The 19047-nt window shown below is 65.1% G+C and carries 17 protein-coding genes; 4 read left to right on the top strand and 13 right to left on the bottom strand.

The features are described from left to right. Positions 1-22 precede the first annotated feature (22 nt). The 8 genes from K340_RS28840 to K340_RS36990 form a co-directional block, all read right to left on the bottom strand. Entirely contained in the window at positions 23-1177 is a 1155-nt protein-coding gene (locus K340_RS28840; RefSeq protein WP_161632083.1) for an ABC transporter substrate-binding protein, read from the bottom strand. Between the two features lie 98 nt (positions 1178-1275). Then, positions 1276-2439, bottom strand: coding sequence for an acyl-CoA dehydrogenase family protein (locus K340_RS0109745; protein WP_029136579.1), 1164 nt, complete (start codon positions 2437-2439; stop codon positions 1276-1278). 10 nt (positions 2440-2449) lie between these two features. Next, on the bottom strand, positions 2450-4606 hold the full coding sequence (locus K340_RS0109740; RefSeq protein ID WP_029136578.1) for an acetate--CoA ligase family protein: 2157 nt from the start codon (positions 4604-4606) through the stop codon (positions 2450-2452). Then, positions 4606-5394: an enoyl-CoA hydratase/isomerase family protein gene (locus K340_RS0109735; RefSeq protein WP_051265659.1), complete on the bottom strand. Its 789-nt coding sequence runs from the start codon at positions 5392-5394 to the stop codon at positions 4606-4608. Before K340_RS0109735 ends, K340_RS0109740 begins: the two co-directional genes overlap by 1 nt. A 63-nt stretch (positions 5395-5457) precedes the next feature. Beyond that, the gene (locus tag K340_RS35790; RefSeq protein ID WP_051265657.1) at positions 5458-6540 is read right to left on the bottom strand and encodes an ABC transporter ATP-binding protein; all 1083 of its coding nucleotides are present in this window, start codon (positions 6538-6540) and stop codon (positions 5458-5460) included. After that, the gene (locus tag K340_RS28830; RefSeq protein ID WP_084614226.1) at positions 6533-7375 is read right to left on the bottom strand and encodes an ABC transporter permease; all 843 of its coding nucleotides are present in this window, start codon (positions 7373-7375) and stop codon (positions 6533-6535) included. Before K340_RS28830 ends, K340_RS35790 begins: the two co-directional genes overlap by 8 nt. Positions 7376-7425: 50 nt before the next feature. Then, positions 7426-8262: an ABC transporter permease gene (locus K340_RS0109720; protein WP_161632082.1), complete on the bottom strand. Its 837-nt coding sequence runs from the start codon at positions 8260-8262 to the stop codon at positions 7426-7428. Between the two features lie 456 nt (positions 8263-8718). Continuing rightward, on the bottom strand, positions 8719-9174 hold the full coding sequence (locus K340_RS36990) for a hypothetical protein (RefSeq protein WP_245599516.1): 456 nt from the start codon (positions 9172-9174) through the stop codon (positions 8719-8721). On the opposite strand from K340_RS36990, the gene K340_RS36985 reads away from it, so the two are divergent. The 4 genes from K340_RS36985 (at position 9061) to K340_RS0109700 (ending at position 13695) form a co-directional block, all read left to right on the top strand. Further along, entirely contained in the window at positions 9061-9843 is a 783-nt protein-coding gene (locus K340_RS36985; protein WP_245599515.1) for a PucR family transcriptional regulator, read from the top strand. The two genes, K340_RS36990 and K340_RS36985, sit on opposite strands and share 114 nt — an antisense overlap. A gap of 158 nt (positions 9844-10001) precedes the next feature. Next, positions 10002-11435, top strand: coding sequence for an aldehyde dehydrogenase family protein (locus tag K340_RS0109710; protein WP_029136574.1), 1434 nt, complete (start codon positions 10002-10004; stop codon positions 11433-11435). Then, positions 11432-13069, top strand: a complete 1638-nt coding sequence (locus K340_RS28825) for a thiamine pyrophosphate-binding protein (RefSeq protein ID WP_051265651.1) — start codon at positions 11432-11434, stop codon at positions 13067-13069. Before K340_RS0109710 ends, K340_RS28825 begins: the two co-directional genes overlap by 4 nt. A gap of 53 nt (positions 13070-13122) precedes the next feature. Then, positions 13123-13695: a MerR family transcriptional regulator gene (locus tag K340_RS0109700; RefSeq protein ID WP_051265649.1), complete on the top strand. Its 573-nt coding sequence runs from the start codon at positions 13123-13125 to the stop codon at positions 13693-13695. A gap of 66 nt (positions 13696-13761) precedes the next feature. On the opposite strand, the gene K340_RS28820 is transcribed toward K340_RS0109700, so the two are convergent. The 5 genes from K340_RS28820 to K340_RS28815 form a co-directional block, all read right to left on the bottom strand. After that, the gene (locus K340_RS28820; protein WP_084614223.1) at positions 13762-14598 is read right to left on the bottom strand and encodes a PIG-L deacetylase family protein; all 837 of its coding nucleotides are present in this window, start codon (positions 14596-14598) and stop codon (positions 13762-13764) included. 113 nt (positions 14599-14711) lie between these two features. Then, positions 14712-15842 carry a mandelate racemase/muconate lactonizing enzyme family protein gene (locus K340_RS0109690; RefSeq protein ID WP_029136572.1) on the bottom strand — a complete coding sequence of 377 codons (1131 nt, stop codon included), beginning with the start codon at positions 15840-15842 and terminating at the stop codon, positions 14712-14714. Positions 15843-15901: 59 nt separating this feature from the next. Next, positions 15902-17512, bottom strand: a complete 1611-nt coding sequence (locus K340_RS0109685; protein ID WP_029136571.1) for an N-acyl-D-amino-acid deacylase family protein — start codon at positions 17510-17512, stop codon at positions 15902-15904. After that, on the bottom strand, positions 17509-18279 hold the full coding sequence (locus tag K340_RS0109680) for an amino acid ABC transporter ATP-binding protein (protein WP_029136570.1): 771 nt from the start codon (positions 18277-18279) through the stop codon (positions 17509-17511). Before K340_RS0109680 ends, K340_RS0109685 begins: the two co-directional genes overlap by 4 nt. Then, positions 18276-19001 (bottom strand): amino acid ABC transporter permease, encoded by a 726-nt coding sequence (locus K340_RS28815; protein ID WP_037363599.1) that lies wholly within the window; start codon positions 18999-19001, stop codon positions 18276-18278. Before K340_RS28815 ends, K340_RS0109680 begins: the two co-directional genes overlap by 4 nt. Positions 19002-19047: the final 46 nt, after the last annotated feature.

The raw sequence follows: 19047 nt of genomic DNA, 5'->3' as shown, positions 1-19047 counted from the left end.
AGCTGTGACTGATGGTCCTCGATCAGAGGGAGAACTCGTTCCAACGCTTGAACACCATGTCGCGGTTCTCTCCCCACCATTCCGCATTGTTGATGAATTGCACCGCGGCGTGATCGGGGTGAGTTGGCAGCTTGATGGCCCATTCCTCATCCATTTTGGCGAGGGCCAACGAGTTCGTCGGCCCACATGGATAATTGCCCCATAGCCGTGCCTGGACCTCCGGCTGCACGGAGTACTCCGCGAGCTGGATGGCCGCGTCCTTGTTCTGAGCGCCCTTGGGGATGATCCAGGCCGCCGGCGTGTACATGCCGTCGTTCCAGGTGAAGTCGATCGGCGCCTTCTCGCCCTGCAGGGTGAAGACCCGGCCGCTCCAGATACTGGCCGCCGCAACCTGCTTGGACACCAACATCTGCCCGGGTTGGGAGCCTGAGGACCACCACTGGGGGACGCTGCCCTTGATCTCCTCCATCTTCTTGAACGCTCGGTCCACGTCCAGCGGGTACAGCTTGTCCCTGGCCACACCGTCGGCGAGCAGAGCGAACTCCAACTCGGGATTGCCGCCGCCCTCGATACCACCCATGGTGCGCTTGCCGGGGAACGTGCTCGTGTCGAAGAAGTCTGCCCAATTCTCCATCTTCTTGCCATTGAGGGTTTCGGCGTTCCAGCCGATGTTGGTCGAGAAGACGTAGTAGGCAATCGCTTGTTTGTCGGTGAAGGCCGGATCCATACCCTTGATCGAATGCAGTCGCTCCGGAAATTCTTCGAAGTACTCCGAGCCGAGGCTGAGCACATTCGACTTGCTTCCGGCCACCAGATCCCATTCGACGTTGCCGGAATCGACCATGGCCTTGATCTTTGCGTCGGACGGTGGGCCGGAGATCACCACCTCGATGCCTGTTTCCTTGGTGAACGGCTCGTAGAGGTATGTCTTCTCCGCGTCCTGAATGGCGCCACCCCAGTCGGCTACGACGACCTTTTTGTTCGATCCGCCGCCACCGGACACGGCCGGCTCTCCGCCCTGTGCCGCCTTAGTGGGGTCGCCGCCACAGGCGGCCAACAACGATCCCGCTCCGCCGAGCGCCAGCGCTCCGCCGGCCATCATGGCGGACCGCCGGAGCAGATCACGTCGGTTCATTCCGACGTTGAACAGCGATGCGGACACTGGTTTGCGGGCCATTCTGATCTCCTTCGTCGAGGTGCGGTCTGATCTGTCGATGTGCGGTCGGGTCCGCACGGGTACAGCTGCCGAATCTGCTGCCATGCTGTCGGCTCTGCTCAGGCGAACATGCCGCGCTTGAGCAGACTGCGGGCCAGGATCACCCGCTGGATCTCCGAGGTCCCTTCCCAGATGCGCTCGATCCGCGCGTTGCGGTACGCGCGCTCCACAAACATCTCGTTCATATATCCGGTTCCGCCGAAGATCTGCAGCACTCGGTCGACGACACGACCGAGCGCTTCGCTGGCGAACACTTTGGTGGCGGATGCCTTGGCCGACACCATCTTCGGGTCCTGGCCTTGGTCGTCGTCCCAGGCGACGTTGTAGGTCATCATGCGGGAGGCGTACAGATCAGTGGCGCAGTCGGCGAGCATGAACTGGATGGCCTGGAAGTCGGCGATCGGCTGGCCGAACTGGACCCGTTGCTTGGACCACTCCAGTGCCTCGTCGATGAGCCGCGCCATCGGCCCGAGGCAGCGCGCGGCCGTCATGATGCGCCCGTTGCGCAGCCAGTCCCGGGCCAGGACGAACCCCTGGCCCGGTTCGCCGAGCACATTTGCCGAGTCGATCATGCAGTCGTCAAACACCAGTTCAGCCTGCCGGTAGCCGCGATGCCCCATCGTCTTGTGCACCTGGCCGACCGAGAATCCCGGGGTGCCCTTCTCCACCAGGAACGCGGTGATGCGGTCGTCCTCCTGGTCCGGGTGGGTGACGGCGAAGACGATCGCGAAATCGGCGGAGTCACCATGGCTGATGAAGCGTTTGCGGCCGTTGAGCCGCCATCGGCCGTCCACCAGTTCGGCGTGGGTCTTGATGCCGGCGGCGTCGGATCCGGTGTCGGGCTCCGTCAACGCGAAGCAGTCCTGCTTTTCGCCGCGGATGCACGGGTAGAGAAAGCGCTCACGTTGTTCCGGCGTGCAGGCCAGAAGAATGTTGGACGCTCCGGGGATCGTTCCGGAGGAGACTCCGCCGAGGGCGCGTGACGTCTCTTCCACGATCAGCACCTGGTCCAGCGTGCCGAATCCGGCGCCACCGACCTCCTCGGGCATTCCCAGGCCGGCGAGGCCGAGCTTCACCGCCTTGATCCGTAGCTCACGTTCGACGTCCTCGGGCAACCCGTCGTGCTCCTCAACGTGGTCCTCCCAGGGGATCAGCTCGTTCTCCACGAAAGTGCGGACGATTCCGCGGAATTCGGTCATTTCTTCTGAGATGGTGAAGTCCATGGCGTTTGGGTCATCCTTCCTCGGTGGCAGACGGATCCGCCGTGACGATCAGTGCATCGAGTGCCTGGCACGGCGAACCGGGCGGTGGCACCAGTAGCGGGTTGATATCGATCTCGGCTATGCCGGGATGATCGGCCAACAGGCGTCCCACCCGAAGCACCACTTCGATCAGCGCGCCCACATCCACCGGCGCGGCGCCCCGGTATCCGGCGAGCAGCCGATTTACCCGCAGTCGCCCGAGCACGGCCAGCACGTCGCTCCTGCTGTATGGCCATAGCAATCGACCGGCGTCCGCCATCAGCTCCGTCAGCAGCCCACCGGCCCCGATCACGACCAGCGAACCGGCCCGGTCGTTGCGGCCGCCGACGATCATCTCGATCCCGGAGGTTCCCACCATCTGCTCGATCCGGACGCCGTGGATCCGGGTGGCCTCGGTGGTCTCGGCCTGCGTCATCAGGCGGTCGTAGGCATCGCGGACGGCGGCCGGCGTCGACAGATTCAGAAGCACGCCGCCGACGTCGCTCTTGTGCGCCAAGTTGTCGGCGACAATCTTGGCGACCACCGGAAACCCGACCGCAGCGGCCAACTCGGCCGCGGAGTCGCGGTCGTTAACTGTCCCGCCGTCCGGGACCGAAATTCCGTAGCAGGAAATGACTTGCTTCGCCTCGGTCTCGGTGAGCACTGCAGCGGGATGCTGGTCCAACAGGGTGCGCACCTGTTCGGCGTCGGGGGACGAGACCGCTGGCAGGTCGACGTCATCAGTCGAGGCAACCGGTCCGTTGGCCCACCGCCCCGCCAGGCCGATAGCCCGCAATGCCGGCCGCAGCCCGGCAAGCAGCAGAATCCCGCTCTCCCTGGCCAGCTCAACCAATTCGCCCGAGACGTCGGTGGTGGTCGTCATCAGCGCGACCGGAACGTCCAGCTCCGTTGCCGCTTTGCCTGCGCCGCCGACCATCTCCACCCAACCCGAGTCCTGCGGCCGGCCGGCAGCGGTCGGCGCGTCGCCGACGAACGCCACGACGTCGGTCGTCGGGCATTGGCCCAGGGCTGCGACGGATGCGGCATAGATTTCCTGGTCTCCCCAGCCGCCGGCGGTCAGGTCGAACGGGTTGCCCACCGAGCCGTAGGCCGGCACCAGCTCCCGGAGCCGGCGGGCGGTCTCGGTATCCAACTCAGGTAGCTGAACACCCGCCGGCTCGGCGAGGTCGGCGATCAGCCCACACTCACCGCCCGAGCTGGCGAACACCCCGAGACGCGGGCCGCGGGGCCGCACCGATCCCGACAAGAGGGTGCAGACGGCGACCAGCTCGTCCAGGTCGTCCACGCGGATCACCCCGGTCTGCTCGAACAACGCGCCGTAAGCGGCGTCGCTGCCTGCCAGCGTCCCGGTGTGGGCGACCGTCGCCTTCTCGCCTTGGGCGGATCGACCGACTTTGAGCACCGCGATGGCAACACCCGCTGCCGACGCCTGCAGCGCCAGCTTCCGGAATCGCGGAAGGTCCCGGAACCCTTCGACGATCAGTCCGACCACCCGGACCTGCGGGTCCGTGAGGAAGTAGTCGAGGCAGTCAGTGACATCGAGCACCGCCTGGTTGCCCGCGGAAACCGCATAAGCGACAGCGGGTATCCGGCCGGAGTGCATCAGCGTCAGTGCCATGTTGCCGCTTTGCGCGGCGAGCGCAACCGTTCCGTCCGTATCGGCATGCCGGTACGGCATCGTGATGCCCCAAAGCGCAGTGCGGTCCCGAAATCCGGCTATTCCCAGACAATTGGGGCCGATCATCTTCAGTGAATCACCACACGCCGCCCGCAGCTGTCGCTGCAGAGGTTCACCGCGTTGGCCCAGTTCGGCGAAGCCGCTCGCGTACACCACGGCACCGCGGACACCCAGGCTCGCCGCCTCCGCCAGGACCTGTGGGGTGGATGCCGCTGGGACGGCCACCGCGATCGCGTCCGGCACGCCCGGGAGCGCCGACAAAGTGGGGAATGCCTCGACACCGCCCACGAAGTCCAGGCGGGGGTGCACCGCCCACAGTCGTCCGTGGTAACCGACACCGGCGAGGTTCTGCAGCGTAGTCAGGCCGTATCCGCCCTTGGGCGACGCACCGACGACCGCGACACTTCGCGGCGCGAACAACGGATGCAGCGGGTGGTCGGATGAGTTCATCAGTGGCCCACGAACTTCGGCTGCCGCTTCTCGACCGTCGCCTTCAGGCCCTCGACGTGGTCGGCGGTCTTCCCGCACAGCTCCCCCCCACGAAGTTCGATCCGGAGCGCTTCATCGAAGGAGACCAGGGAGTTGTGTCGGAGGTTCTGCTTCGCGATGCCGATGGCAGTGGTCGGTCCGGCCGCCAAGCCGCCGGCGACCTCCATTGCCCGCGGCAGGAGTTCATCCGGGCTGACCACCTCGCTGACCAGTCCGATGCTGTCCGCTTCGGCGGCCTCGATGATCCGTCCGGTGTAGATCATCTCGGCAGCGCGCGACTCGCCGACGATCCGCGGCAGCAGGAACGAGCCCCCGGCGTCCGGGCAGAACCCCAAACGCATGTACACCTCGCCAAAACGCGCTGCCGTGGAGGCGATACGGATATCGGCGGTGAGCGTGATATCGCAGCCGGCGCCGACTGCTACCCCGTTGACCGCTGCAATAACGGGTTTCGGCAACCAATACAGCCGGCTCATGAACCGATGCATTTTCGGTGGCCAGGCTTCGTCGTCCGGCTTGTCGCCTTCACTCCACTCCTGAACGTCTGCGCCGGCACAGAATGCGCGCCCGGCGCCGGTGATCACCACCGCCCGGACCGCATCGTTGATGGCGATCTCTGCGAACACCCGGTCGAGATCACCGATCGTGGCGCTGTCGATGGCGTTGAGCCTGTCGGGTCGGTTCAGGGTGACGATGCCGACGTTGCCGTCGATGTTGAGTTTGACGGAAGTGACCGAAGACAGATCCATGTGGTTCCCTTCAGCTGCGTTCGTCCCAGGGGACGTCGTTGGGGTGGTGGGTGTGCCCGCGGCCTAGTCGGCGACCGGGAGGAACAGGGTGTCGGTGGGGCGCCAGGTGAGCCATTGCCGCGACCCGACGTCGATGGCGCCCGCGGCCGCGGGGCTGCTCACCTGGATCCGGGCGCCCGAGTCGTCGCGGAGGTAGACCTGGTGGTCCGAGCCGAGGTACACGCTGGCCTCGACCACGCCGGAGACACAGTTGTCGTCCGAGACCCCGGGCTCGCTGTTGTGCAGCACAAATTTCTCGGGTCGCACCACCATCACTCCGGTGTCGTCGTCACACAGGTTGGTGCTGGGGTCGATCCGCACCCGACCGGAGAGCTGTTCGACCTCTAGCGCGCAGCTGCCATTCGGCCGGGATCGCGTGGCGGGCAGACAGACCGAGTCGCCGAGAAACTTTGCCACGAAGGAGTTCGCCGGCCGCTCGTACATCTCGTTGGGTGGCGCGACCTGGAGCAGCCGGCCGTTGTTCATGATGCCGATGCGATCGGACATGGCCAGCGCTTCGTCCTGATCGTGCGTGACATACAGAACGGTGGCATCGATCCGTTGTTGCAGACTCTTGAGTTCCAGCCGCATGTGGTCTCGCAGGTTGCGGTCCAGCGCACCGAGCGGCTCGTCCATCAGCAGAATGGAAGGGGAGAAGACAAATGCGCGGGCCAGCGCAACTCGCTGCTGCTGACCGCCCGACAACTCCCGCGGATAGCGCTTCCGGTAATCCGACAGTTGCGTCATCGACAGGACGTCGTTCACCTTGGTCGTGATGTCCGTTTTCGAAGTGCGACGCATCTTGAGTGGGAAGGCGACGTTGTCGGCCACGGTCATGTGAGGGAACAACGCATAGTGCTGGAAAACGAGCCCGATGTTCCTCTTCTCGGGAACGGTGTGCGTGATTAACTCGTTGTCGATCTCGATCTCACCGGACGTTGCCGACTCGAGACCGGCCAGCATACGCAAGGTGGTTGTCTTGCCCGACCCGGACGGCCCGAGCAACGTGAAGAATTCACCCTTCTCGATGCCGAGGTTCAGGTCGACGACGGCCGCTGCGTCGCCGAATGATTTGTTGATGCCTTTGAAGACGACCTGCTCAGCCATCGGATCCTTCCAATTCGGTCGCTGCTGCAAGTGCACGGGTTCGGCGTCGGTCTCGAACAGCGGAGTACAGCTCGGCCAGCAAGAACAGGCCGACGGATACGACAATGAGCACGGTTCCGGCGACCGCAAGAGTCGGGTCGAGGTCATAGCGGACGCTGTCCCAGAGTTTCCGTGGCAGTGTGACGGATCCGCTCCCGGCGACGAACAGGATGATCACGGCCTCGTCGAACGCGGTGACGAAGGCGAACACGGCGCCGGCGCCGATCGCGGACGTCAATCGCGGGAGGGTGATCTTCCATAGGGTGCGAACCGGTCCGGCTCCCAGAGTCCGCGCGGCGTTCTCTAGTTCGGGATCGAAGTGTTGCAGGGCACTGGACACTGCCACCAGCACGAACGGAATACCCATCACCGAATAGGCAACGGACACCGCGACCCATTCACCGATCAGCTGGAGTCGGGAGAACACCGCGTAGTAACTGATGGCCAGGACGATCAGGGGCATGATGACCGGCGAGTAGAGGATCCCGTAGACGATGCCCTTGGACCGATTCTTTGTGCGGGCTAACGCCCAGGCGGCCAACGTGCCGATGGTGGTTGCGATGAGCGCGGCCACCACGGCGATACGGACGCTGTTCAAGGTGGCATCGACCCAAGACGAGTCGGAGAAGAATTTTCGGTACGCGTTGAGCGAAACCCCTTTGAGCGGGAATGCCAAGTAGTTCACGCCGTTGAAGGACTCGGCGATGACGATGAGGATCGGGATCACCAGGAACGCGAGGATCGCCCACACCAGGATCCGAAGGCCCCACCGGAACGCTTTCTCCATTCCCGTCATCGGAAGACCGGAACGAGTTCTCGTGGTCCGTCGGGCTACAACCGTTTCGGTCACTGGACACCTACCAAGCCCTGGACCTTGGTGAGCTTGCGGATCACGAAGTACAGCACCACCGAGGCAACGAGCAGCATCGTGGACAGTGCCGCGGCGCCGGGCCAATCGAAGGTCACGTTGACCTTCCGCTCGATCAACATCGCGATCATGGTCTGCCGGGGACCGCCGACGAGCGCCGGCGTGATGTAGTACCCGAGCCCCATGATGAAGACCAACATGGTCCCGCTGACCGCCGCAGGGACTGCAAGCGGGAGGTACACCCGGACGAACGCCCGGACCGGTCCCGCGCCCAACGTTCGTGCCGCGCGCATCAAGCTGTAGTCGATCTGGTCCAGAGTCGACTTAATGATCAAAATCGTGAACGGCAGCAACACATGCACCATCGAGATCACCACTGCGGGCTCGCTGTACAGCAGCCCCGAGGTCCCTCCGGTGAACGGTGACAGCAACTTGGCCACCACACCGTCGTCGCCCAGCAGCACGATCCACGCGAAGGAGCGGACCAGCACCGATGTCCAGAACGGGATGATCACCAGCAGCGCAACCAACCTGGCCCGGCGCGCCGGCAGCCTGGACATGAAGTAAGCCACCGGGAGTCCGAGAACCAGACAGATCACCGCCACTTCGACCGAGATGCGCAGAGTGATCAACAGGACTCGCTGGACGATCGGATCGGTGAGCGCTGCCGTGAAGTTGCCGAAGCCGACGACCGGCTCAGTGGCACTGTCCAGCAGGGTCTGGCCCACCGGGATGACGTACACCACCGTCATGTACAGCAGCGGAACCAGCAGCACGATCGTGGTAAAGCTCGGTGTCCTGCGTTTGCGTCGCACAGCGGGTGGCAACCCAGGGGAACCACCCGTGGTCTGCTCCGCTGGGAGGGTAAGCGACATAGGTCGCGGTCTCCTCTCGTTTCAGGTGTCGGCGCCGGAAGTCCTGCTCGGGCTGATCTGGGCCCAGTCAAGTACCAGGCTTGACGGATGTCATCGGCCGCCAACCGCAAAGCTCCGACAGGTGTGCTGTGCCACACACACAAAGACGGCCACCAGTGCCGACCTCGGTGCCGACTGGCCCGCAGGCCGCTCGGGTGATCCGAGAGCGGCAGCCTTCCCCGGAAAGGCTTGGTCGGGTAGACAGGGAACCACCACTGACTATGAGGAGCGCCAATGTCGTCGCCCGGCACGCTGTCCGACGCCGCCACCGAACTCACGGCAGCAACGAATCAGATAGCGAACGAGTTCATCCGTCTGCAGGTCTCCGCCGACTCGCACGGCAGTGAACGACTCCGCTCACGGGAACCGTTCGAGATCGCCCGGCAGATCGTGGCTCGATGCGCGGTCGCCCTCTGCGGAGATGACGAACTGGTGAGCAAGCAGTGCGCCGGCGGGAATCGCGGTGCGCGAGCCGCCCTTGAGGGTCTCCCGCCGGCGGAGGCTGTTGACTGGATCCGCGCGCTGGAACGCGTCGTCAATGACCGATTCCTGGCCTGTCAGAGCGTCGACATTTCGGACGCGCGCGAGGGCCTGCAACGGCTGGGTCGGTTGTTTGACGACCTGTGTACCCAGGAGATGGACGCGTATCAGAACACGGTCGAGGAGCTGTCCGGGTGGTATTCCCGGGTCGGCACCGACTTGCTCGGCTGTCTGGCATCCGGCGCTCCGGTTGAGCCGCACACGGTCAATGCGCAGGCCCGTATCTTGTCGGTCGATCCGCATCAGCCATTCCGTGCCATCGCGATCAGTCACGAGCCGGCGCCGAGCCCACAGCAGTGGTCACGCGTGCGACGCCGTATTTTGGACGGACTCCGGCGCCATGATCCGCAGGGACAGATTCTGGTCCGCGATCGAACCGGCCTGTTACTCGCCCTCGTCCCGACTTTGGGCGACCCGTCCGCCGTGGTCGAGCAGCTGAACCGGCTGCTGAGCGACGAGGAGCTGAGCCGGTCCTTGTTCATTGCCTCCGGTGAGCCGGCCGCGACGTTGGCCGCGGCCGGTCAATCCTGCCGACAGGCGTTGTCCGCCTTGGAGATCGGCGTCTATCGAGGTCAGCGCGGTAAGGTCACCCAGTGCACCGAGGTGATCCTCGAAGTGTTGTTGGTGCACAACAACTGGGTGTCCAGGAGGATCATCCACTCCCGGCTGGGTGCGTTGCTGGAAAAGCCGCACCTGGTGGAAACTCTACGGTCCTACATCGCCTGTGACATGGCGCTACAGCGGACCGCAGAAGAACTGGTGGTGCACCCGAACACGGTCGCATACCGGCTCAGGCAAATCGCCGCACTGACTGGTCGCGACATGCGTTCGGTGTCGGACCTGGCCGATCTGCAGGTGGCCCTGATGGCACTCGATGTCGTGGAGATGCGGAAGGACCTGGACAACGGCCGACCGGACCTGCGGAGTCTGTTGCTGGCCTGACTGTGCCCGTCACATCACAGACTGCGGCCAATTTTGGGTGTCGAGCCCGAAGACGCGTCGACGAAATGCGCTTAGCGTCACGACTGCCGGGACACCGGTCACCGTAATCGACGGAGTGGTCCGTCGGACCTGGTGCGATCGCGGGGAAGTGATGTCCGATGGAGCATCGTGACGACTTGTACGTTGGCGGGCAATGGGTTCCGGCTCGTGGCACCGAGCTGATCGCGGTCATCGACCCGAGTACCGAGGAATGTGTCGCGACGATTCGTGAGTCGTCCGAGCTGGACGTGGATGCGGCGGTAGAGGCCGCGGCCGCCGCCGTCGGGCCGCTGGGCCGGATGTCGGCGGACGAACGCGCCGCGATGCTGGACGCCGTCGCCGATGCCTTGGAACGCCGGCTCGACTCGATCGCTGACGCAATATCCCGGGAAATGGGAATGCCCCGTCACCTGACCGGATCCCACCAGGCCGAGCCGGCGATCAGGGGCTTCCGGAATAGCGCCAAGGGTCTGGCCCAGGTGAACTTCACCGAGCAGGTGGGCCACTCCACCATCCGGCGGGAGCCGGTCGGTGTGGTCGCTGCGATCACGCCATGGAACTACCCACTCATGCAGATTGCGTCGAAGGTCGGACCCGCACTAGCGGCGGGCTGCCCAGTGGTACTCAAGCCGAGCGAGATCGCCCCGCTGGACGCATATCTGCTCGCCGAGGCCATCGACGAAGTTGGCCTGCCTGCCGGGACGTTCAACCTCGTAGTGGGGACCGGCCCGCACGTCGGCGAAATGCTGGTCCGTCACCCGAAGGTCGACATGGTGTCATTGACCGGTTCCACCCGTGCCGGGCAGCGGGTCGGCCAGCTGGCTGCGGGCAGCATCAAGCGACTTGCGCTGGAGTTGGGCGGAAAGTCTCCGTCAGTGGTGCTCGAAGACGGCGACCTGGACGCCGCGGTTGCGCACAGCGTGCACTCGGTGATGGTGAACAGTGGTCAGACGTGCACCGCTCTGACCAGGCTGCTGGTGCCACTCGACCTGCTGGCCGAGGCCGAAGCCGCAGTAGTCGCCAGGATGAGCAGCTATCAGGTGGGACCGGCAACCGAGTCGTCGTCCGACCTTGGACCTCTCGCCTATGCCGCTCAGGTCCAGCGCGTCGAGGAGCACTTGGAGCGGGCCGTACTCGACGGCGCCCGCAGCATCTTCAGCTATGACCGGGATCGCCTGCCGGACAACGGCTACTACGTGCCGCCGACTGCGTTCGTGGCGACGGATCCGGCCATTCCCCTTGTGCAGCAGGAAATCTTCGGTCCCGTGATCGTCGTGCAGCCGTACCTGACGTTGGAGGAGGCGATCGAACTCGCCAACGGCACCGAGTACGGCCTGGCGGCTGCCGTGTGGTCGAAAGACGCGGACCACGCCATGGACGTCGCGTCCCGTGTCCGGGCAGGGACCGTGGACATCAACGGCGCCCCGTTCAACTCGCTTGCCCCGTTCGGTGGATACAAGAAGTCAGGGCACGGACGAGAACTGGGTAGCTTCGGAATCCTGGAGTTCACCGAACTTAAATCCGTCCAGCTACCGGAAGGGTCAATCAGGTGAACGGCACCGGCGGCGATGCGGTCGTTGCAGCGCTGCGAGCGCTCCAGGTCGATGTGGTGTTCGGAGTCGCTTCGATCCACAATCTGCCGATCCTCGACGCCATCGCCCGAGGTGGCGAGATTCGGGTGATCAACGTCCGGCACGAGCAGGCAGCGGTACATGCCGCCGACGGATTCTCGCGGGTGACCGGTCGGCTGGGGGTGGCCATCACGTCCACGGGTCCAGGCGCCGCAAACTCGATGGGCGGGCTGTTCGAGGCCGGATTTGCCTCGTCCCGGGTGCTGATGCTCACCGGGCAGGTTGAGAGCCGCTTCTACGGACAGGGCAAGGCATTTCTGCATGAGGCGGAGCACCAGCTGCCGATGCTGGCGACCATCACTCGGCAGGCCTGGTCGGTGCGGCGGGGCGCGGACATCATCGAGACCGTGGTCGCGGCCGGCCGCGCGGCGCAGGCCGGCCGGCCGGCGCCGACCGCAGTCGAGATTCCCGTCGATCTGCAATATGCCGTCGCCGAGCGGCTCGTGGCCGAGTGCCCACCGATCGTTGCGACGACGCCAGACCCGGAGCGGGTTCAGGCAGCCGCCGACCTGTTAAGCGTGGCCCAGAGGCCGTTGATCTGGGCCGGCGGCGGGGTGAATCACGCTGGTGCCGCAGCGGTCCTCCGCAAGTTCGCGGAACGTTGGTCGATTCCGGTGGTCACCTCGACCGCCGGCCGCGGGTCGCTGCCCGAGGACCACCCACTCTGCCTGGGAAGCCTGATCACCGACGAACCGCTGCGCGAGGTGGTCGCCAGCGCGGATGTTGTACTCGCCGTGGGCACCCACTTCCAGATGTACACGACAGGCTTCTGGCAGCTGCCGCTGACCGACCGGCTGATCCATCTGGACGCTGATCCCACCGTGATCGGCAGAACGTATCCGGCCGAGGTCTCGCTGGTGGCCGACGCCAGGCTCGGGCTGGCAGCCATCGCGGACACCGTCGCTGAAACCAGGGCCGAACCTGGATGGCTGACGCTGGCCCAGAAGGCCGCGCACGCGGCGAGGGACTCCGCGCTGGAGCGGCTGGGACCTGACCATCGCGGAATTTTGGACAGTGTGCGCCGTCACCTACCTCGAGATGGCGTGGTCGTTCGCGATGCCACCGTGCCCGCCTATGCCTGGGGCGATCGATTGCTACCTATCTATGTCGATCGCACGTCGTTGAACCCAGTCAGCGCGGCAATCGGCCCCGGATTGCCCCTCGCGGTCGGCGCCGCGGTGGGTACCGGTCGCCGAACCTTTGTCATGCATGGTGACGGTGGCATCATGCTGTCGATCGGCGAGCTGGCCACGATCGCACAGTTCGACCTGCCGATCACCGTCTGCGTGTTCAACGATCGCGGGTACGGCATCCTTCGCGGCATCCAGTCCGCTACCTTTGGTGGAGCTCAGAACGACGTCGACCTGGCCACGCCCGACTTCACCATGCTCGGCACAGCGATGGGCCTGCCCAGCCGGTACGTCGATTCGGTTGAGACTTTCGACGCCGCGTTTGCCGAATCGGTCCATCAACCGGGGCCGATGCTGATCGAGATCGATCTGACCAAGCTGCAACCGATGGACTACCCCATCGGCGCGCAGGAGCTGTTGAGCTAGCAGCACAGGTCGGCGCGCCGTCTATAGGGTGGATGAACGCAAGGAGGCACTCGGTGACAACCATCGAAGACATCCTCGACAAGTACGGCAATGGGCTGACCGTTAAGGACTTCACCGCGGAACTGGACCGGACACTGTCCCAATCCGGCCGACCGGATCCGGCAGCACTCAGCTCCCACGACCGCGCGACCCTGGTGGCCGTCGGCGTGCCGGAAGCCGACCTCGACGCCGATGTCGCCAACGACCTGATCCGCACCCGCGCCGACAACCTCGTCCGCCTCGCCGGTCAATCGGCGACCGTTCAGCAGGTCGCGGCGCGGCTGCATCGAACCGAACAACGGATCCGCAGTGCCATTGCCGACGGAACGCTGTACGGCATCAAGCTGGGCCGCGGCTGGCGGCTGCCATTGTGGCAACTGACCGAAGACAGTCCGCTCCCGCAGCTGCGCCGGGTGATCGCCGCGATCCCGTCCGGAACTCCTGCGCTGGCGATCAGCAACCTGATGGCCACACCCAACCGTGAGCTGTTCCTGGATGACGCACCGGCCTCACCCGCGGACTGGCTGCTCGCCGGCGGGGATCCGTCACGCGTCGAGAAGCTCATCGCTGATCTCCTCCGGTCGTGAAGCTCCCCGGCCACTGAGCCATCCCGGCCTGATCGCTGCGTTTTATGCAGCCACCGCCCGCATCGGCTACCTCTGGGACTGATCTCGTCCGACAGCGTCGGAGGTCCGATCGACCGTTGCCGCCTCGCCGTCACCGGAATCGCCGGGCATCTGGAACGGCAGTCCGATCACCTCGAACGCACAACACGGGATCCCGCCGAACCTGTCGGCGGCGAAGCCGGCGAACATTCGCAGCATCTGCGCCGGGTCCGGCGCCTCCGGTCCGAGACCTTCCAGGTAGGCGCGGTGCGCACTCAACGACGCAACACCGGCGTCCAGGTGGTCGCTGACGTCGACCGCGTGACTCGGCTGCCCGGAACCTGCTACGGCGGTGAACTTCACCCCACTCCACGGCGGCAGGGCCGCGCCGTCCGGTCCGGTGAGATCGGTGAAGACCCAACGGTTCGCGGCGTCCCTGACGGCGTCAAGGGTGGCCAGCCCGACAACGCGGTGATCGGCCATGTTGAAGATGCCCGGCCCGAAAATCTCCCGATGACTGGTGCCGATCACCACGTCCGGGCGGTGCCGGCGGATCGCCGCCGCAATCTCCCGGCGCAGCCGCATCACGTCGTGGATCGTCCCGTCCGGGTGGTCGAGGAACTCCAGGTCGGTGACGCCGACCGCCTGGCAGGCCGCCCGTTGCTCGGCGGCGCGCACGGTGGCTGTGGTGACCGGATCCATCGAGTCGATGCCGGCCTCACCGCGGGTGGCCAGCAGGTATCGCACGGTCTTGCCCTGCGCCGTCCACCGCGCCACTGCTGCGGCTGTGCCGTATTCCATGTCGTCGGGGTGGGCGACGACTGCCAGGGCCGAGTCCCAGTCCTCCGGAAGCGGTTTCAACTGCGAGAGTTCGCTGGTTGTCATCGCTGCATCCTCGTTGACGGGCCGCGCATGGTCAGCCGCCAGGCGGGCGAATCAGTCGCCTGGCGCCGACGCCAACGGACGCCGCGGCACTTGTCGTCGGCCGAAACCAGGACTTACAGCAAGGGCTCCCCACCGGTGTAGCGACGGACCGCCTCTGGGTCGAGAGCCGGTGCCAGCCCAGGTGTGGTCGGGATCGCCAGCATGCCCTCGTCATCCAACGTCCAAGGCTCGGCGACGATGTCGTCGATGTACGGCGAACCGGCAATGTACTCGACTCGGTCGGTCTGACGCAATGCCGACGCCAGCTGCAGATCGGCTCCGAGCCCGATTGCGGTATTCCATCCGTGCGGAATCAGCTGCACGTCGTGATCCTCTGCTGCCCAACCGATTCGCCGCTGCTCACTCAGTCCGCCAACCTTGGTGACGTCGGGTTGCACAATGTCGAACGCATGCCGTTGCAGCCAGGGCAGGAACGATTGCCGGCGAGTCATCACCTCGCCTCCGGAGATCGGCACCGGCGAGGCCGCCCGGAGCGCCACGAAGTCGTCGAGTGCGTCCGGGCACAAAGGTTCCTCGAACCACCTGACGTCATAGGCGGCTAACATGGCGGCCGTCCGGTGCGCCCACTTCAGGCCGTGGCGCCACAGACTGTCGCTGCCGCCGGCGTCCACCATCAGCTCCGCCGTCGGTCCGACGGCGGCTCTGGCATCCGCGATGATCGCCTCATCGGTGGCGCTGTCTTCCCGCCCGAACGGCCCCCAGCCGATCTTGAACGACCGGAACCCTTGCGCGGCGACGCGATGCAACGCCTCAGCCATCGGTCCCGGATAGTCCATCAGCAGGGAGGCGTAAGGCAGTACCCGATCACGCCACCGTCCGCCGAGTAAGCGACCGACGGGCTGGCCGGTCGCCTGCCCGAGAATGTCCCACAGCGCAAGATCGATACCGCCGATGGTATGGGTGACGGCACCTCCACGACCCAACCAGAAGGTCGCCCGATGCAACTTCTCGCTGACGCGTTCGGGCTCCAGCGCCGTCTCAGTCTCGAGCAGCGGCCAGAGCACGTCGAGTGAGGCCTTCACCAGCGCATCGCAGGTGAAGGCGCTCCCCACCCCGACCAGACCCTCGTCGGTATGCACTGCGATCAGCGTGTGGACGACGTCGTCGGCCTGGATCTCCTCACTCCAGCCGCCGGCCGGTGTCGAGCCTCGAAGGCCGGCGGCGCGAATCTCTCTGATCTTCAACTGTTCTCACTCTCGGGTAGTACCACTGGCAGATGGTGCGGATCGGCCTGCGGGGCCGATCAGGATCGACGCCGCAGCACTCGACCGGCGCGCCGCCCGGTGTGTTCGGCGTCCCGGACGACGACCTGGCCGTTGACGGTGACCAGCTTGATGCCGTCCGGGTAGACGGCAGGGTTGGCGAAGGTCGAGTTGCTGTGCAGCCCGTCGGAATCGAAAACGACGATGTCGGCGTAGTAACCGGGTCTGATCAGGCCACGTCCGCTGAGGCCAAACCGAGCGGCGGGCTGGCCAGCCATCTTCCGTATAGCCTCGGCGAGTGTCAGCGTCTTGGTCTCGCGCACGTGGTGTGTCAGGTACTCGACATGTCCGCGGTAGGGCAAGGGGTTTGCGGTGATCTGACTCAGCGGGCCGTGGTCGACGCTGGTGTAGGCATCGACACCGAGGCTGAATAGTGGATGCGACACCATTTCCGCGAGGTGCTTCTCGGTGAACAGGTCACCGACCATGATCAGGTTGCCGATTCCCTCGCCGGCTGCGGCGAGCACATCGAAGTAGGAGTCCCAGACGTCCTGCCGTCGGCGGCGGGCGATCTCGAGGAAGGTCAGGCCGTTCAGTTCAGGCATCTGCGGACTGTTCTGCAGCCGCACCCGTTCCCACTGTCCCTGATGGATGAACCGCCAGTAGCGATCGCACTGGTCGCGCAGACGGGTCCGCACCCCGTGGTCGCGCAACATGGTTGCAGCGGCGCCCGGACCATCGGCGAGCACCCAGGTCGGCAGCAGACCGGTCATCATGCCGAGCCCCTGCCGGAAGGGCGTGGTATCCGCCTGCACGTCCAACCCGGCGGAGCGGGCGTTGGTCATCAGCTCGACAGCGCGTTCCCACCCACGCTCGGGGGCGCCGGTGTTGTCCCTGACGTTCAGGTGAGAGATCTGCGCCGACGTGTTGCCCGTTCGCGCGATGGCCAGGAACTCATTGATGGACTCAAGGATCTGCGAGTCTCGGTTCCGGACATGGCTGGCGTACATGCCGCCGTACCTGCCCGACACGGCCGCCAGCCGCATGAGCTCGGCCGTGCCCGCCGTCGCGCCGAGGCTGTACTCCAGCCCGGAGGACATCCCGAGGGCACCGGCCTCCATGGCCTCACTCAGCAGGCTCTCCATAGTCGCCAGCGCCGCCTCATCGACGTCGCTACCGGAGACGCCGGCGGCCTCTCGCAGTGTGCTGTGTCCCACCAAGAAGGCGAGATTCTGTGCCACACCGTCCTTCTCGACGTCCGCAAGATACTCGCCGAACGACCTCCAGGTGATCTCGCCCGAATAGCCGTAGGCCCGCATACGGCCCATGGCGGCGTCCAACGACTGCCCGCTGACCGGTGCATTGGTAATACCGCAGTTGCCGACGATCTCGGTGGTCACACCCTGCCGAATTGTCGACTGAGCATCACGATTGGAGTGCAGCGTCCAGTCGGAGTGGCTGTGCGGGTCAACAAACCCCGGTGACACAACGAGCCCTCGCGCGTCGAGCTCCTGCTCGGCTGCATCAACTCTGCCGAGCTGGACAATACGATCGCCGGCCACTCCGATGTCGCAGCGCCTGGGTTCCTCGCCGGTGCCGTCAACCACCCTGGCGTTGCGAATGGCCAGGTCCAATCTTGAGGGTGCCGTCATGCGGTGCCGTCCTGTGCCGTGTGGGTGAGCACCGAGGACAGGAACGACCTGGTGCGCGGTTGAGCTGGTGCCTCGAAGATCTCGGCCGGGCTGCCTTGTTCGACGATCCGCCCCTCATCCATGAAGATCACCCGGCCGGCGACCTTTCGGACGAAACCCATCTCGTGGGTGACGACGATCATCGTCATCCCGTCCTCGGCTAGCTGCTGCATCACGGCCAGGACGTCGCCGACGAGTTCAGGATCCAGCGCGCTGGTCGGCTCGTCGAACAACATCACCTTCGGCTGCATGGCCAGCGCCCGGGCGATGGCCACGCGTTGCTGCTGACCGCCGGAGAGCTGCTCGGGGTGCTGATCCGCCTTCTCGGCCAGCCCGACTTGGGCCAGCAGCGCGCGCGCCCGCTGTTCGCTCTCTGCTCGATCCTTGCGCCGGACGAACCGCGGACCGGACGCGACGTTCTGTAGCACCGTCAAGTGCGGGAACAGGTTGAAGTGCTGGAAAACCATGCCCACTCCGCTGCGGGTGTCGGCGATCCTGGCGGCGCTCAGGGTCTTGCCCCGCTCGTCGATGTAGGCCTGGTGACCATCGACCTCGATGACGCCCGAATCGGGAGTCTCCAAGTGGTTCAGGCATCGCAGGAGGGTCGACTTGCCGCTGCCGGACGGGCCGATGACGCCGACCACTTCGCCGGCCGCCACCGTCAGCGATACGTTGTTAAGCACCTGGGTACCATCGAAAGACTTGCACAGGTCGGTCACGGTGATCATTTGATGAGCTCCACGGTCTCGACGCCGCCAGTCGGGGTCACGATCAACTTCTTCCGGCCCGAGTAGCCAGCCTTCACCCTCTTCTCCAACAGGATGACCAGCCGGATCGCCGGATACCCAACGGCAAAGTAGAGGATGAATACCATTGTGTAGATGGTGAAGTAGTCGTAGGTCTCGGCGGATACGATCTGCCCAGCGAACAGCATCTCCTGAACCGTGATGACGGCCGCCAGCGACGTGTCCTTGAACAGCGACACCATGTAGTTGCCCAGCGCCGGGATTACGATCCGAATCGCTTGCGGCAGGATGACCCTGACCATCGCCACACTAGGACGCATGCCCAGCGCAGCGGCGGCATCGTGTTGCCCGCGTGGCACGGCCTCGATACCGCTTCGATAGACCTCGGCGAGATAGGCGCTGACGTTGAGGGTCAGGCCCAGGACGGCCGAGACGAACGGACTGAAGCGGATACCGACGAACGGCAATGCATAGTAGATGTAGATCAGCTGAATCAGCAGCGGGGTGGCGCGGACCAACTGCACGTAGCCACTCACGATCCACCGCAACGGCCCAAACGGCGACATCCGGGCCAGCGCGACGAGCAGGCCAAAGGCCAGACTCAGCACGCCACAGATGACCGTCAGTTCGACGGTGACCAGTAGGCCCCTCAGTAGGACCGGAAAAGCTGTTCTGGCCAGATCCGGATCAAAAAGCGAGGACATACTTCACCCAATCTGCAGGTATGGCACGGCTTTCTCCGATAGCAAA

This window comes from Nakamurella lactea DSM 19367 (assembly GCF_000426645.1).
Lineage (GTDB): Bacteria > Actinomycetota > Actinomycetes > Mycobacteriales > Nakamurellaceae > Nakamurella > Nakamurella lactea.
The sequence above is the reverse complement of the archived record's forward strand: the minus strand, read 5'-3'. Positions and strand labels throughout refer to the sequence as shown.

What these genes read in the sequence shown, in the direction of transcription:
- K340_RS28840 (WP_161632083.1), bottom strand. Translation starts at nt 1,177, where the DNA reads ATGGCCCGCAAACCAGTGTCCGCATCGCTGTTCAACGTCGGAATGAAC.
- K340_RS0109745 (WP_029136579.1), bottom strand. Translation starts at nt 2,439, where the DNA reads ATGGACTTCACCATCTCAGAAGAAATGACCGAATTCCGCGGAATCGTC.
- K340_RS0109740 (WP_029136578.1), bottom strand. Translation starts at nt 4,606, where the DNA reads ATGAACTCATCCGACCACCCGCTGCATCCGTTGTTCGCGCCGCGAAGT.
- K340_RS0109735 (WP_051265659.1), bottom strand. Translation starts at nt 5,394, where the DNA reads ATGGATCTGTCTTCGGTCACTTCCGTCAAACTCAACATCGACGGCAAC.
- K340_RS35790 (WP_051265657.1), bottom strand. Translation starts at nt 6,540, where the DNA reads ATGGCTGAGCAGGTCGTCTTCAAAGGCATCAACAAATCATTCGGCGAC.
- K340_RS28830 (WP_084614226.1), bottom strand. Translation starts at nt 7,375, where the DNA reads ATGACGGGAATGGAGAAAGCGTTCCGGTGGGGCCTTCGGATCCTGGTG.
- K340_RS0109710 (WP_029136574.1), top strand. Translation starts at nt 10,002, where the DNA reads ATGGAGCATCGTGACGACTTGTACGTTGGCGGGCAATGGGTTCCGGCT.
- K340_RS28820 (WP_084614223.1), bottom strand. Translation starts at nt 14,598, where the DNA reads ATGACAACCAGCGAACTCTCGCAGTTGAAACCGCTTCCGGAGGACTGG.
- K340_RS0109685 (WP_029136571.1), bottom strand. Translation starts at nt 17,512, where the DNA reads ATGACGGCACCCTCAAGATTGGACCTGGCCATTCGCAACGCCAGGGTG.
- K340_RS0109680 (WP_029136570.1), bottom strand. Translation starts at nt 18,279, where the DNA reads ATGATCACCGTGACCGACCTGTGCAAGTCTTTCGATGGTACCCAGGTG.
- K340_RS28815 (WP_037363599.1), bottom strand. Translation starts at nt 19,001, where the DNA reads ATGTCCTCGCTTTTTGATCCGGATCTGGCCAGAACAGCTTTTCCGGTC.